The following is a 12,983-nucleotide window of genomic DNA, read 5'->3' as shown; positions in this document are numbered from 1 at the left end:
GGAGGATCTCATGCGCCCAGCCGCAGCAGCGCCGAGCCATGTGACGGCAGCGTCCGCTCCACGCGGTCATTGACCCGCCCAAGATCCTGCCCGCTCCACAGGTCGCGCACCGACACCCCGTCGGTCAGGCCCAGTTCCCGCAGCCCGACGCCCACCGCCTTCGACTTTCCCGTGGTGTTGAACAGCGCCAGGTAACGCTCGGCCGGACGCCCCTCGGGCCGCGCCGACCAGATCCGCGCCCCGTCCTCGACGAAGTGGGGCTGGTTGCCGGTGCTGGCCTGGTTGACCGCCAGCACCTGGCGATTGGTCAGCAGGGCCAGGGTCGCCTCGTCCAGGTGGCGCAGGTCGCCGCCCATGATCAGCGGCGAGCGGGCGATCGACCACAGGGTCATCAGGGTCTGCTGCTCGTCGGGCGTGAACTTGCTGTCGCGCTTGCCCAGGGCCAGCCGGCCCAGCGGCAGCATGTCGGCGTCGGGCCAGGCGCCCGGGGCGCGGAAGGCGTTCCAGTTCTCCAGCCGCGTGAACTGGGCCTCCAGCATCGACCACTCGTCCCAGAAGTCGTCGGAGATGCGCCACATCTGGGCGAACCTGCGCACGTGCTCGGCGCGCGGCACGGGCGTCTCGCCCGGCGACAGGCTGAGGATCATCGGCCGGCCGGACGCCTTGATCGCCTTGTGGGCCGCCTCGATCTCGGCGGCGTGGGCGTCGTAGGGGCGGCTCATGTCGTCCATCTTCACGAAGTCGACGCCCCACTGGGCGAACAGGCGGAAGACGCTGTCGTAATAGGCCTGGGCCCCGGCCTTGCGCATGTCGACGCCGTACATGTCGGGGTTCCAGGAGCAGACGCTCGACGTGTCGGCGACGTCGGCGGCGCGGATGCTGGTTCCCAGCACCGGAAGGTTGGCCTTCACCGCCGCGCGCGGGATTCCCCGCATCAGGTGCACGCCGAACTTCAGGCCCAGCGCATGCACCTGGTCGGCCAGCGGCTTGAAGCCCAGGCCGCCGGCGCTGGACGGAAAACGATTGGGGGCGGGGAGAAGGCGGCCATGGCCGTCCATCGCCGGCTGGGGATTGCGATTGTAGTCGTAGCTGGCCGCTTCCGGCTCGTACCACTGGATATCGACCGTGAAGACGTCGTAGCCGAACGGCAGCAGTTTCGCGGCCATGATCCGGGCCGTCTCCAGCGCCTGGGCCTCGTTGATCGTGGTGGCGAAGCTGTTCCAGCTGTTCCAACCCATCGGCGGACGCTGGGCCAGCAGCGACGACTTGCCCGCCGGGGCCGCGGCGACGCCCGAACCGGCCGCCAGGCTCGCGCCCATTCCCGCCAGCAGCACCCCGCGCCGATCCATCGAGGGTCCCGTCATCGCCTGCCTCCCGCCCCGACGGCCTTCGCGCCGTCCTCCTGGGCGACGCTATTTGTCAGACAATTTGTCCGATCGGCAAGACGCCTGCGGCAGGGGCTTGGAGGCCGACCGCCAAGGCGTCTAGGCTGGCGGCATGATCCGCCTGTTCACCGCGATCGCCATCCCCACCGAGATCGGCGCGCCGCTCCAGTCCCGACAATCCGGCATCGAAGGCGCCCGCTGGCGGCCGCTGGAGGCCTTCCACATCACCCTGCGCTTCATCGGCGACGTGCAGGAAACGGTCGCCGCCGACCTCGACGAGGCGCTGGCCCGGATCGAGGCCCCAGCCTTCGACCTGGAGCTGAAGGGCGCCGGCCATTTCGGCGAGGGCGCCGACATGCACGCCGTCTGGGCCGGGGTCGAGGACGAGCCGCACTTGCGCCGCCTGCAGAAGGCCAACGAAAGCGCCGCCCGCAAGGCCGAGCTGAAGCCCGAGACCCGCACCTACCTGCCGCACGTCACCCTGGCCTATCTGAAGCGCGCGGCCGTGCCCGAGGTCGGCGCCTGGATCCAGCGCAACAACCTGCTGCACTCGCCGCCCTTCCACGTCGACCGCTTCGGCCTCTATTCCAGCTGGCAGACCAAGGAAGGCTCGGTCTATCGGCTGGAGCGGGAGTACGCGCTGAAGGGCTGATCGGGCGAACCGCAGCCGGAACATCCAAGCCGACGCCAGGCGCTTGCGGTTTGCTCCCGGAGCGCGCCTGATCGCGGCGACGCTCGGGAGTTCTCGCATGACCCTCTACGTCCTCGCCCTGCTCATCGGCGTGATCGCCGGCCTGCGGGCCATGACCGCCCCCGCCGCCGTCGCCTGGGGCGCGCATCTCGGCTGGATCCCGCTGGCCGGCACGCCGCTGGCCTGGCTGGGCGGCAACATCGCTACCTGGATCTTCACCGCCCTGGCGGCGGTCGAGCTGATCACCGACCAACTGCCGATGACTCCCAGCCGCAAGGTCCCGCCGCAGTTCGGCGCCCGCATCGTCGCCGGCGGCTTCTCGGGCGCGGTCATCGGCCTGGCCGGCGGCGCCTGGATCGTCGGGGCGATCCTGGGCGTCATCGGCGCGGTGATCGGCACCCTGGGCGGCGCCGAGCTGCGCGGCCGCCTGGCCAAGGCCCTCAAGCGCGACACGCCCGCGGCTCTTGTCGAAGACGTGATCGCCCTGGGCGGCGCCTATCTGATCGTCTCGGCGGTTTCGTGAGCATGACCTTCGACGCCATCATCATCGGGGCCGGCCAGGCCGGGCCTTCGCTGGCCGGGCGCCTGACCGCCGCCGGCTGGAAGGTGGCCCTGGTCGAGCGCAAGCTGTTCGGCGGCACCTGCGTCAACACTGGCTGCATGCCGACCAAGACCATGGTGGCCAGCGCCTATGCCGCGCACCTGGCCCGCCGGGCGGCCGACTACGGCGTCGTTCTGCAAGGACCCGTCGGCGTCGACATGAAGGCGGTCAAGGAACGCCAGCAGACCGTCGTCCGCAACGCCCGCGGCAATGTCGAGAAATGGCTCAAGGGCATGGACGGCCTGACGGTCTTCGAAGGCCATGCCCGCCTGACCTCGCCCACCACCGTCGAGGTCGACGGCCGGGTGCTGGAGGCCCCGAAGATCTTCCTCAATGTCGGCGGCCGCGCCAACGTCCCGGACATGCCCGGCGTCAACGACATCTCGTATCTCACCAATGTCGGCATGATGCAGCTGGACACGCTGCCCGAGCACCTGGTGATCGTCGGCGGCAGCTATATCGGGCTGGAGTTCGCCCAGATGTACCGGCGCTTCGGCGCCCAGGTGACCGTGGTCGAGATGGGGCCCCGCCTGATCGGCCGCGAGGATCCCGAGGTTTCCGACGCCGTGCGCGAAATCCTCGAGGCCGAGGGCATCGCCGTGCGGCTGAACGCCGAGTGCATCAGCTTTTCCCCCTGCAAGACGGAAGGGGGCGAAGAAGGCGTCTGCGTCCACGTCACCTGCCGGGAGGGCGAACCGGCAGTGAAGGGCTCGCACACCCTGCTGGCCGTCGGCCGCAAGCCCAACACCGACGACCTGGGCCTGGAGGCGGCCGGCGTCGCCGTCGACAAGCGCGGCTACGTCACGGTCGACGAGACCCTGCGCACCAACGTCCCGTCGATATGGGCCATGGGCGACTGCAACGGACGCGGGGCCTTCACCCACACCGCCTACAACGACTTCGAGATCATCGCCGCCAACCTGCTCGACGACGACCCCAGGAAAGTCACCGACCGCCTGACCGCCTACGCCCTCTATACCGACCCGCCGCTTGGCCGGGTGGGGATGAGCGAAGCCGAAGTCCGCGCCGCCGGCCGCCCGGCCCTGGTCGGGACACGCCCGATGACCCGCGTGGGCCGCGCCATCGAGAAGGGCGAGACCCAGGGTTTCATGAAGGTGCTGGTCGACGCCGAGACCAAGCAAATCCTCGGCGCCGCGATCCTGGGAACCTCGGGCGACGAGGCCATCCACGGCATCCTCGACGTCATGTACGCCAAGGCCCCCTATACGGTTCTGCAGCGCACCGTGCCGATCCATCCGACGGTGTCGGAGCTGATCCCCACGGTGCTGGGCGAACTGAAGCCGCTGGCGTAGGCGGCGCGCTTTCATTTCCCGTCATTCCCGCCCTTGTGGCGGGAACCCCTCTGTCGGCCTCGATGACGGATGGGGCGGATCGCCAGCGATCCGCCTGCGCTGCCCGTACGAGCGGAACCAGGGGTTCTCGCCACAAGGGCGAGAATGACGGGAGAAAATGGAAGGTCAGAGCCCCGCCCGCTCCTTGGCCAGACGTGCGTCCAGCCGCGCGGCGTAGCGGTCGGCATAGCTTCGGCAGGCGCTGGGATCGACGAACGGGTTGGGCTTCTCAGCCCGGCGAGCCCGCGCCAGCCGCTGGTCGCCGCCCGACTGGTCGGGATGGGCGCTGATCAGCACGTCGCACTTCAAGCCCCGCATGGTCTCGAAGCTGCGGCGGAAGCCTGCCACGACGCCCGCGTTGTTCGGATCCGAGAACCGGTAGCCGTCGGACGACACCGGATTGAGGCTGGAGCCGAACACCACCGCCTTGCAGTCGCGCCGCTCGCACGACGTCCAGGTCCAGCTCATGCTGCCGCCCGTGTGGCCCGGCGTGGCGCGGGCGGTGACGGCCACGTCGCCCAGACGGATGACCTCGCCATCCTTGACCACCCGCAGCTTCGCCACCGCCGGAAAGGGGACGAGGTCGGCCAGCTGGGGATCGTCCGGGCCCGGCCGGCCTCGTCGCAGGGCTTCGGCCGTCGGAGCGCTGGCGACCACCGTCGCGCCACTGTCGCGGGCCAGGGCGGCCAGGCCTCCGGCATGGTCGTAGTGCGGCTCGGTGCTGAGGATCAGCTTGATGTCGGCGACCTTGAAGCCCAGCGCCCTGATGTTGGCCTCGATGGCCGGCACGGCCTGGGGCAGGGCGGCGTCGACCAGGATCAGGCCCTGGCTGGTCTTGATCAAGCCGACGCTGAGCCCCGAGAAGCCCACAATGTAGCTATTGCCATAGACCTTGATCGGCGCCTCGCCGCCCAGCCAGCGAGCGGCGTAGGCCGGCTCGATCGGGGCCAGCAAAGGATCGTGCGCCGCCGCCGGTCCGCCTGTTGCGAACAGCGCCCCGGCGATGCCCAAGCTCGCGATCCATTTCGTTTTCATGCCGCTCTCCCCTTCGGTTGGCGCGGCGAAACTGCCGATCGGAAGCGGCGGCGACAAAGCATCATATCTGGACGAAGCCATGAGCCTGGTTCATGCCTTGGCCATGGATCGCGCCCAGCTTCCCCTCAACGCCCTGCGCGCCTTCGAGGCCGCCGCCCGGCACCTGAACTTCACCCGGGCAGCCGTCGAGCTGTGCGTCAGCCAGGGCGCCGTCAGCCACCAGGTCGCCCAGCTGGAAGCCCGCCTGGGCGTCTCGCTCTTTCGCCGCCTGCCGCGCGGCCTGGCTTTGACCGACGAGGGCCAGGCCCTGGTCCCGGTGCTGGTCGACGCCTTCGACCGCATCGGCGCGACGCTCGACCGCTACAGCGACGGACGGCTGCGCGAGGTGCTGACGCTGGGCGTGGTCGGCTCGTTCGCGACGGGCTGGCTGCTGCCTCGGCTGGAGTCCTTCCGCCGCGCCTGCCCGCAGGTCGACCTGCGGGTGATGACCAACAACAACCGCGTCGACCTGGCCGGGGAGGGACTGGATCTCGCCATCCGCTTCGGCGACGGTGCCTGGCACGGCGTGCATGCCGAGCCGATCCTGACCGCGCCGCTGACGGCCCTGTGCGCGCCGGCGATCGCGGAACGGCTGTCGGCCCCCGGCGACCTGGCGCGCGAGACCCTGCTGCGCTCCTATCGCGCCGACGAGTGGCCGCGCTGGTTCGCCGCCGCCGGCGCCGAGGCCCCGCCGCTGCGCGGGCCGATGTTCGACAATTCGGTGCTGATGGTCGCGGCCGCCGCCGCTGGCCAGGGCGTGGCCCTGGCGCCCGCCGCGCTGTTCGCGCCCGAGCTGTCGGCCGAGCGCCTGGTCCGCCCCTTCGCCGCCGAGGTGGTCACCGGCCGCTACTGGCTGACAAGGCTGCATTCGCGGCCGGACGGCGCGGCCATGGCCGCCTTCCGAAGCTGGCTGCACGGCGAAATCGGATAGGAGCGCGAGCCTCACGCCGCCAGCGGCAGCACCACGCTGAAGGCCGAGCCTTCGCCCGGCCGGCTGTCGACGCCCAGGCGCCCGCCATGGGCCTCGACGATGGCCTTGCTGATCGCCAGGCCAAGGCCGTTGCCATTGGCGGCGGCGGCCTCGCCCTGCCAGTGGCGCTCGAACACCCGGGCGGCCTGTTCTGGGCTCATGCCCCAGCCGGTGTCGCGCACCTCGACCACCACGGCTCCGTCCGCCACCCAACTGGACAGCGACACCGTCCCGCCCGGCTCGGTGAACTTGATGGCGTTGGACAGCAGGTTGGCCACCACCTGGCCGATGCGCCCCTCGTCGGCCTCGAGCAAGGGCTCGGCCGCGTCGGGCGTGTAGGCGAAGTCCAGCCCCTTGCGGGCGGCCGACAGGGCGAACTGGTCGGCGATGTCGCCCAGCAGCCGGCGCAGGTCGACCGTCTCCTTGGCCAGCACCAGGCCGCCGGCCTCGATCTTGGAATGGTCGAGGATGTTGCGGATCAGCCGCCGCATGGTCTCGGTCGCCAGCAGTATGGCCTCGACGCCCGAGCGCACCTTGGACTGCTGCTCGACACCGGGCTGGGCCAGCAGGTTCTCGCTGGCGAACAGGATGGTGGTGATCGGGTTGTTGAGGTCGTGGGCCACCACCTCGACCGCCTCCTTGCGGGCCAGCGAGATCGCCTTCTCCCGCTCGGCCAGGCGGGCGGCGACCTGGTCGTAGCTGCGCTTCTGCTCGACCAGCCGCAGCAGCAGGCGGCCCAGGAAGGCGCAAAGCACGAAGGCGCAGGCCGAGGCCAGGACCAGCACGCCGAACACGCCGCGCACCACGGCCTGGTTATGGGTTCGCTCGGCCTGGTAGCGGGCCGCCGACCGCTCGGTGAAGCGGTCGATGGCCGCGTCGATGCTGCTGGTCAGCGGCCCGGCGTTCTTCTGGAAGAAGGCGTTGGCGCCGCTCATGGTGCCGCCGTCGAGCCGCTGGGCGACGCCCGTCCTCTGCAGCACCAGCAGCCGGCGCTGCAAGGCGGAAACCTGCTCCAGCGCCGCGCGCGTCTCGTCGTCGCGGGCCAGCGCGTTCAAGTCGCCGACGATGGCGTCGAAGCGGCGATTGGAGCGCTCCAGCTCGATCAGCAAACCCCTGTCGCCGTTGATGACGATCACCGGGACGAGCGCGTTCTGCCGCATCTTCTCGCCACGCAGGTCGTGGGCGAGGATCACGGTGCGGGTATAGACGGCGTCCAGCCGATCCTGGGCGGCCGAGAAGCGGGCCAGGAAGAACAGCGACGCGGCCAGCAGAGGCAGGAAGGCCAGGGCGATCAGCCCCACCAGCACCAGCAGCCTGCGTTCGTAACCGACCATCCGGGATCCTTCCGGCCTTGCGCGGGTCAGACCGCCGCGTGGTCCTTCAGCACCCCCAGCGACACGATGGCCAGGGTCTCCTCGTGGGTGGCCTCGAGAATGACCTGCGGGGCCATGCCGGCGTCCAGCGCCTCGCGCCAGCGGCCGGCGCACAGGCACCAGCGGTCGCCCGGCTTGAGCCCCCGGAAGGCGAACTCCGGACGCGGCGTCGACAGGTCGTTGCCGGTGGACTTGGAGAAGGCCAGGAACTCCTCGGTCATCACCGCGCAGACGGTGTGGAGGCCAAGGTCGTGCGGCCCCGTTTCACAGCAGCCGTTACGGTAGAAGCCGGTCACCGGGTCGAGCGAGCAGGGGATCAGTTCTCCGCCCAGCACGTTGCGGGCCGTTTCGTCGTAGCGCGTGGGGGCCGGTTGCGTGGTCATGGCGCCAGCTTAACCCCGTTTCCCCCTTTCCCGCCATGGCTTCGCCCGCCGCGAGATCGACGCTTCCCGTCCCGCGCGGCGGATGCTTTACAGTAGCCGTCCCGTCAGGATGATCGCCGCCATGACCGACCTCGCCCGGCCGCGCCGCAGCGCCCTCTACATGCCCGCCTCCAACGCCAAGGCCGTGGAGAAGGCCCGCACGCTCGACGCCGACGTGATCATCCTCGACCTCGAGGACGCGGTGGCGCCGGAGATGAAGTTCGCCGCCCGTGAGGCCGCCGTGGCCACGGTGAAGGCCGGCGGGTTCGGCCCGCGCGAGGTCGTCATCCGCACCAACGGCCTCGACACCCCCTGGGGCGCCGACGACCTGAAGGCGGCCGCCGAAGCTGGTCCCGACGCCGTGCTCGTGCCCAAGGTGAACGACGCCGCCGACGTCCACGCCTATGAGGCGGCCCTGCACGCCGCCCCGATCCATACCCGCCTGTGGACGATGATCGAGACCGCCAAGGCCTCTTTCCACCTGTGGGAGATCGGCGAGGCGGCCAGGACAACCCGCCTGTCGGCCTGGGTGATGGGCGTCAACGACCTGGCCAAGGAGATGCGGGCCCGCCAGACCCCGGGCCGGGAAGCCTTCCTGCCGATCCTGTCTCTGGCGGTCGCCGCCGCGCGCGGCCATGGCCTGTCGATCCTCGACGGCGTGCACAACGACATCGACGACCTGGCCGCGCTGGAGGCCGTCTGCGGCCAGGCCGTCGACTTCGGCTTCGACGGCAAGACCCTGATCCATCCCAAGCACCTGGAGATCTGCAACCGGGTGTTCTCGCCGTCGGACGACGAGATCGCCTGGAGCCAGGCGGTGATCGCCGCCTTCGCCGCGCCGGAGAACGCCGGCAAGGGCGCGCTGCGGGTCGACGGCAAGATGGCCGAGCGGCTGCACCTGGTTCAGGCCGAGCGGCTGGTCGCCGTTTCCGAGGCCATCGCCGCGAAGACGGCGGGCTGATAAGGACCCCTATGCGTCGTCTTCTCGCCGTCTCACTGTCCGCCCTGCTGTCGTTTCCGGCCGCCGCCCTGGCCCAGGCGCCCGCTTCCGAGGTGGTGACGACCAATCCGTCCGTTCCGGCGCAGGCGGCGATCCCGCTGGTGGACGCTCCGCCGGCAAGCGGCCAGGCCGCGCCCGCGCCGAGCCCGCCGCCCGCCGCCGCCCTGGCCCAGGCGCCCGCTTCCGAGGTGGTGACGACCAATCCGTCCGTTCCGGCGCAGGCGGCGATCCCGCTGGTGGACGCTCCGCCGGCAAGCGGCCAGGCCGCGCCCGCGCCGAGCCCGCCGCCCGCCGCCGCCGATCCCCTGGCCGACCTGATCGCCGCCAGCGGCCCCCAGACCACCGACGAGGAAGACGAGGCGCCACCCACCGCGCCCGCGCCGCGCCACAAGCCGACCATCCTGCCGATCCCCGCGCCCGAGACCGCTCCTCCGGCCCCGCCCGGCGCGCCGATGAGCGTCGAACAGGCCTATGAGCTGCGCGTGAAGGGCTCGATCGCCGCGGCTCAGGGGCTGCAAGGCCCGCTGGACGGCGGCTGGATCCTGCGCGGCGCCGACGGCGTGGCCCTCTATTCGCTGCAGATCGCCGACCCGGCCGGCGGCTACGGTCCGGTCGAGGGCGCCTGGCGCGACCTGCGCCGTCCCGGCGCGGTGGGCTCCACCGGCCTGATCGACAGCATCGAGCGCACCTATGACGGCGGCGCGGCCGTGCGGTTCATGCCCCGGCCTGGCGTCGGCTCGACCCTGGCGCTCAGCGTCGGCCCCGACGGGACCTGGAACGGCCGGCTGACCGAGGATGGCGCGGCGCCTGCCGCCCTCGCCGTCGAGCGCACCGGCGCGCCGGTGCTGCCGGCCGGCTACGCCGTGGCCGCACGCGGACCGGTGATCTGGCCGCCGCGCGCCGCCCCGACCGCCACGCGCACCGCCTCGGCCGCTCCGGTCCGCGCCGCGTCGTGCTCGACCAAGGGCAAGAAAGGCAAGGCCCTGAAGGCCGCCAAGGCCAAGTGCGCCGCCGCCGCGAAGAAGAGCGGCGGGAAAGGCAAGGCGACCGCCCGCTCGGGCAAGGCCGGCAAGGGCAAGGCGGTCAAGCCAGGAAGCCGCAAGAAGACGGCCGCGACCGGGGCGCGCAAGAAGCGGCGGTAGGCGACGCGCGCCGCCGTGCGGACGCCGTCAAGGAGCACCGCCGGCGGTGGAAGACGGCTTCGGGAGCCACGGGCAGGCAACCGCCGGTCCGCCATGAGGCCGGCGTCAGATTGCGCCAACTCCGAAGGGCCTCGGCCTGGGAAGGGGGGCCAGGGCGCGACGAACCCGGGATCCGGGAGCCGCGGGCCGAACATCGCTCCCGCGTCCCGCTTCCACCCTGCCGAAGGGGACGAGTTCGAGGACCGCTCCCGGCCAGCTCCCAGGCGGACTCGCGGCTAGTTATCGGCGGCCCGCGCGGGCTACGCCCCGGTTGGGCACATGGCTTCGACCTCCGACAGCAGCGCCGCCAGCGCTTCGACATCGGAGTCAGGCGGACCGGCCTGGACGGCGCGGCGTCGAAGCTCATCCAGGCGCGGATCGGTGATGGGCGCGCTTTCGAAATCGTCCCAGTCCCAGGAACCGCCCGTTCCGTCGATGAACGCCCTCAGGATGCCCGCCACCTCGTCGGGCGAGCGATCGACCGTCCGGGCGCCCGGCCAAAGCCGCGTGAGCAGGACCACGGGCAGCACGGCCGCCGCCAGCAGCACGCCGAGCCAGACCGGCAGGCCAGGGGTGTTCTTCTCCTCCATCGACAGATCTCCCAAACCGCTCAACCGCGCGGCCGACAAAGGCGCCAGGCGCTAGGACGGCCTTGCGTCGCGCCGACGCAGCCACTGGCGCAGCACGGCCACGGTCTCTTCCGGACGGTCGGTGAAGGTGGCGTGGCCGGCGCCCGGCACGACGGCCAGTTCCGATCCCCTGGTCCGGCGGGAAAAGGCGATGGTCGTGGCCGGCCGGGCCTCGTCGTACTGGCCGACCATGAACAGGGTGCGCGGCCCATCCAGGCGGTCGAGCAGGGGCTCGCCGTCATAGGCCTTCAGCGTGCCGGTGGCCGAGAACTCGGTCGCGCCCCACATGGCCTTGTAGAGCACCGGATTGAAGCCCCGGTCGCCGGTAGGCCGGTAGGCGCGGTGCGCCGGCGAGGGCGGCTCGCGGGTCAGGAAGGCGGCGTAGAAGGCGTTCGTCGCCGCATCGCAGGCGGCCGACAACGCCTTGTCCGGCGGCGAGGCCGAAGGCGCTTCGCAGCGGGTCAGCTGGTCCTGCACCGCCATCGGCAGGTCGCCGCGCAGCAGGTTGGCGTCGGCGATCCAGCTGCGGGTCGAGACCAGCGGGCTGGCCAGCACCAGGCTGGCCAGGGCCGGCGAGCGGCGCGCACCGTATTCCAGGGCCACCGTACCGCCCCAGCTGTGGCCCAGCACATGCCAGCGGGGGATCTTCAAGCCTTCGCGCACGGCCTCCAGTTCGTCGACGAACCGGCCCACCGTCCAGTTGGCCGGATCCATCGGGTGGTCGGAGAGACCGCTGTCGAGCTGGTCGTAGAGGATCACCGCCCGCTCGTCCGCCAGCGCCAGGGCGTCGAGGAACCCCGAGTGGGTGCCGCCCGGCCCGCCGTGGACCATGACGATCGGCGGCGGCGGCGCGCCGGTCAGGGCCGCGTCGAGATCACCGTTGATCCGCACATAGACCCGACCGCCGGGGACCGGCAGGCGCACCTCGCGGTCCGGCTTGGGAAAGGTCGCCAGCGCGGGCCGCGCCGCATCCGCCCAGGCCCCGCGCGCGACAACGGACGCCAGGCTCGTGGTTCCCGCAGCGGCCAGCAGGCCCAACAGCTTCCGTCGCTCGATCACGCTTATCACCCCCTGTGCATGTTTCGCGGGCCGGCGCCGCGCCAGGCGTCCGGACGCGCCGGAGCCCCGCTCCAGCCGCATCCGGCCATTCGGCCGCCGGCGCGGCCGAACCTTCGCCCTAGCCGCGCGCCCAGCGCGCGACTGTGACACGGCGCACGCGAGCCCGCGACGCCACCTCCTGCTTCATCAGTGCGCCTTGGCCTGGCCGGCCTTGGGCTCCTCCTCGCGCGGCCCCGTCAGGCCGCCCTCGATCGGCGAACTTGGACTGGCCAGTTCGTCGCGCATCGCCTCCAGCAGGACGTCGACCACCTCGACCGGATCGCGGCGATAATAGTCCGACAGGCCGCGCCCGAGATGGCGCAGCAGGTCGGCCATCATCATGCCCCAGGCCCGCGCCTCGTCGATCGGCGTCTCATCGTAGGCCCCGATGCGAAGCGCGCAGTGCAGGCCGTGCTCGGCCACCCAGATCCGCGCCAGTTCGGTGGCCGCCGGATCGCGCATCGCCGCATCCGGGATCGGCTGTTCCTTCATGTTCTCACCCCCCTTTCAGCTGCTCCTGTTCAGCCGGCGCCGTCCTGGCCGCGCCGCTCCGAAGCGGCCGTGCGGCGGGCCGCCCCCTCCTTCTGGCGACGCCAGTAGTCGGCGCCGTCGTCGGGCTTGAACATGGTGCGCGGCGCCCCGGCCCGGGTGACCACGGCGAAGACGTTGCCGGCCGGGTCGTAGATCAGGGTGTCGCCGTTCGTCCGCTTCAGGGTCTGGACCCCGGCCGGCGGCTTGGCCACGAAGGCGTGGGTCTTGCGCACATAGTCGTCGACGTCGCGGGCCCCGAAGGCCTCGCCGAACCGCTCGAAGCCGCGCTGGGCGTTCTCTTCGGCGCTGCGGGTGCGATTGGCGGCCCACATCGGCCGGCCGGCGATCAGCCGCACCGGCGCATCGCGCGGATCGGCCGCCTGCCGCGCGCTCGCCGACGCCTCGGCGACCTCGGCCGAGACCGGCGCGCCGCCGCCGCTGTTGGTTCCCTCGCTCGATGCGACCTGGCCGCCCTTGGGCGCCCTCACCGCCGAGGCCCCGCCGTCGCAGGCCGCCAGCAGCAAGGCCGGCAGGGCCAGAAGTCCGAAACGCCACGCTCCCGTCATGATCGCCACATCCCGTTATTTACTACCTTAACGATTAGTGAACGAAAAAAGAACGCGAGTCGAGTCCCACCGTTAAGCTTTCCGCCCTCCGATGCGCGCCGCGATTGCCT

Annotated in this window: 14 protein-coding genes; 6 read left to right on the top strand and 8 right to left on the bottom strand. The window is 71.4% G+C overall.

Annotated elements, in window-relative coordinates; genetic code table 11:
* Positions 1–8: 8 nt before the first annotated feature.
* Positions 9–1,364 carry a glycoside hydrolase family 27 protein gene (locus tag DDF62_RS21185; RefSeq protein WP_116490937.1) on the bottom strand — a complete coding sequence of 452 codons (1,356 nt, stop codon included), beginning with the start codon at positions 1,362–1,364 and terminating at the stop codon, positions 9–11.
* Positions 1,365–1,497: 133 nt separating this feature from the next.
* On the opposite strand from DDF62_RS21185, the gene thpR reads away from it, so the two are divergent.
* From thpR to DDF62_RS21170, 3 genes are all read left to right on the top strand, one after another.
* Positions 1,498–2,037 carry an RNA 2',3'-cyclic phosphodiesterase gene (gene thpR, locus DDF62_RS21180; protein ID WP_116490936.1) on the top strand — a complete coding sequence of 180 codons (540 nt, stop codon included), beginning with the start codon at positions 1,498–1,500 and terminating at the stop codon, positions 2,035–2,037.
* A gap of 97 nt (positions 2,038–2,134) precedes the next feature.
* Positions 2,135–2,599: a DUF4126 domain-containing protein gene (locus DDF62_RS21175; protein ID WP_116490935.1), complete on the top strand. Its 465-nt coding sequence runs from the start codon at positions 2,135–2,137 to the stop codon at positions 2,597–2,599.
* Positions 2,600–2,601: 2 nt separating this feature from the next.
* Positions 2,602–3,990: an FAD-containing oxidoreductase gene (locus tag DDF62_RS21170; protein ID WP_116490934.1), complete on the top strand. Its 1,389-nt coding sequence runs from the start codon at positions 2,602–2,604 to the stop codon at positions 3,988–3,990.
* 165 nt (positions 3,991–4,155) lie between these two features.
* On the opposite strand, the gene bla is transcribed toward DDF62_RS21170, so the two are convergent.
* Positions 4,156–5,064, bottom strand: coding sequence for a subclass B3 metallo-beta-lactamase (gene bla, locus DDF62_RS21165; protein WP_116490933.1), 909 nt, complete (start codon positions 5,062–5,064; stop codon positions 4,156–4,158).
* 79 nt (positions 5,065–5,143) lie between these two features.
* Between bla and DDF62_RS21160 the strand changes: the two genes are divergently transcribed.
* Complete coding sequence (locus tag DDF62_RS21160) at positions 5,144–6,034, top strand: LysR family transcriptional regulator (RefSeq protein ID WP_341871580.1); 891 nt, start codon at positions 5,144–5,146, stop codon at positions 6,032–6,034.
* Between the two features lie 11 nt (positions 6,035–6,045).
* Here the strand turns inward: DDF62_RS21160 and DDF62_RS21155 are convergent, their stop codons facing one another.
* Both DDF62_RS21155 and DDF62_RS21150 read right to left on the bottom strand, forming a co-directional pair.
* Positions 6,046–7,407: a sensor histidine kinase gene (locus DDF62_RS21155; RefSeq protein WP_116490932.1), complete on the bottom strand. Its 1,362-nt coding sequence runs from the start codon at positions 7,405–7,407 to the stop codon at positions 6,046–6,048.
* Positions 7,408–7,433: 26 nt separating this feature from the next.
* Positions 7,434–7,829 carry a DUF2237 family protein gene (locus DDF62_RS21150; RefSeq protein WP_116490931.1) on the bottom strand — a complete coding sequence of 132 codons (396 nt, stop codon included), beginning with the start codon at positions 7,827–7,829 and terminating at the stop codon, positions 7,434–7,436.
* A gap of 121 nt (positions 7,830–7,950) precedes the next feature.
* On the opposite strand from DDF62_RS21150, the gene DDF62_RS21145 reads away from it, so the two are divergent.
* Together DDF62_RS21145 and DDF62_RS21140 are read left to right on the top strand one after the other, a co-directional pair.
* Positions 7,951–8,829, top strand: a complete 879-nt coding sequence (locus DDF62_RS21145) for an HpcH/HpaI aldolase/citrate lyase family protein (protein WP_116491002.1) — start codon at positions 7,951–7,953, stop codon at positions 8,827–8,829.
* Between the two features lie 11 nt (positions 8,830–8,840).
* Positions 8,841–10,010 carry a hypothetical protein gene (locus DDF62_RS21140; protein ID WP_116490930.1) on the top strand — a complete coding sequence of 390 codons (1,170 nt, stop codon included), beginning with the start codon at positions 8,841–8,843 and terminating at the stop codon, positions 10,008–10,010.
* Positions 10,011–10,309: 299 nt separating this feature from the next.
* Here the strand turns inward: DDF62_RS21140 and DDF62_RS21135 are convergent, their stop codons facing one another.
* The 4 genes from DDF62_RS21135 to DDF62_RS21120 form a co-directional block, all read right to left on the bottom strand.
* The gene (locus DDF62_RS21135; RefSeq protein ID WP_116490929.1) at positions 10,310–10,639 is read right to left on the bottom strand and encodes a hypothetical protein; all 330 of its coding nucleotides are present in this window, start codon (positions 10,637–10,639) and stop codon (positions 10,310–10,312) included.
* A gap of 51 nt (positions 10,640–10,690) precedes the next feature.
* Complete coding sequence (locus DDF62_RS21130) at positions 10,691–11,737, bottom strand: proline iminopeptidase-family hydrolase (protein ID WP_208866911.1); 1,047 nt, start codon at positions 11,735–11,737, stop codon at positions 10,691–10,693.
* A gap of 186 nt (positions 11,738–11,923) precedes the next feature.
* Positions 11,924–12,268, bottom strand: a complete 345-nt coding sequence (locus DDF62_RS21125) for a DUF5076 domain-containing protein (protein WP_116490927.1) — start codon at positions 12,266–12,268, stop codon at positions 11,924–11,926.
* 29 nt (positions 12,269–12,297) lie between these two features.
* Positions 12,298–12,873: a hypothetical protein gene (locus tag DDF62_RS21120; RefSeq protein WP_116491001.1), complete on the bottom strand. Its 576-nt coding sequence runs from the start codon at positions 12,871–12,873 to the stop codon at positions 12,298–12,300.
* Positions 12,874–12,983 lie beyond the last annotated feature (110 nt).

The organism is Caulobacter radicis (assembly GCF_003094615.1).
Classification (GTDB): Bacteria; Pseudomonadota; Alphaproteobacteria; order Caulobacterales; family Caulobacteraceae; genus Caulobacter; species Caulobacter radicis.
The sequence above is the reverse complement of the archived record's forward strand: the minus strand, read 5'-3'. Positions and strand labels throughout refer to the sequence as shown.

What these genes read in the sequence shown, in the direction of transcription:
- DDF62_RS21175 (WP_116490935.1), top strand. Translation starts at nt 2,135, where the DNA reads ATGACCCTCTACGTCCTCGCCCTGCTCATCGGCGTGATCGCCGGCCTG.
- DDF62_RS21125 (WP_116490927.1), bottom strand. Translation starts at nt 12,268, where the DNA reads ATGAAGGAACAGCCGATCCCGGATGCGGCGATGCGCGATCCGGCGGCC.
- DDF62_RS21135 (WP_116490929.1), bottom strand. Translation starts at nt 10,639, where the DNA reads ATGGAGGAGAAGAACACCCCTGGCCTGCCGGTCTGGCTCGGCGTGCTG.
- DDF62_RS21155 (WP_116490932.1), bottom strand. Translation starts at nt 7,407, where the DNA reads ATGGTCGGTTACGAACGCAGGCTGCTGGTGCTGGTGGGGCTGATCGCC.
- DDF62_RS21185 (WP_116490937.1), bottom strand. Translation starts at nt 1,364, where the DNA reads ATGACGGGACCCTCGATGGATCGGCGCGGGGTGCTGCTGGCGGGAATG.
- thpR (WP_116490936.1), top strand. Translation starts at nt 1,498, where the DNA reads ATGATCCGCCTGTTCACCGCGATCGCCATCCCCACCGAGATCGGCGCG.
- DDF62_RS21120 (WP_116491001.1), bottom strand. Translation starts at nt 12,873, where the DNA reads ATGACGGGAGCGTGGCGTTTCGGACTTCTGGCCCTGCCGGCCTTGCTG.
- DDF62_RS21145 (WP_116491002.1), top strand. Translation starts at nt 7,951, where the DNA reads ATGACCGACCTCGCCCGGCCGCGCCGCAGCGCCCTCTACATGCCCGCC.
- DDF62_RS21160 (WP_341871580.1), top strand. Translation starts at nt 5,144, where the DNA reads ATGAGCCTGGTTCATGCCTTGGCCATGGATCGCGCCCAGCTTCCCCTC.
- bla (WP_116490933.1), bottom strand. Translation starts at nt 5,064, where the DNA reads ATGAAAACGAAATGGATCGCGAGCTTGGGCATCGCCGGGGCGCTGTTC.
- DDF62_RS21150 (WP_116490931.1), bottom strand. Translation starts at nt 7,829, where the DNA reads ATGACCACGCAACCGGCCCCCACGCGCTACGACGAAACGGCCCGCAAC.
- DDF62_RS21170 (WP_116490934.1), top strand. Translation starts at nt 2,602, where the DNA reads ATGACCTTCGACGCCATCATCATCGGGGCCGGCCAGGCCGGGCCTTCG.
- DDF62_RS21140 (WP_116490930.1), top strand. Translation starts at nt 8,841, where the DNA reads ATGCGTCGTCTTCTCGCCGTCTCACTGTCCGCCCTGCTGTCGTTTCCG.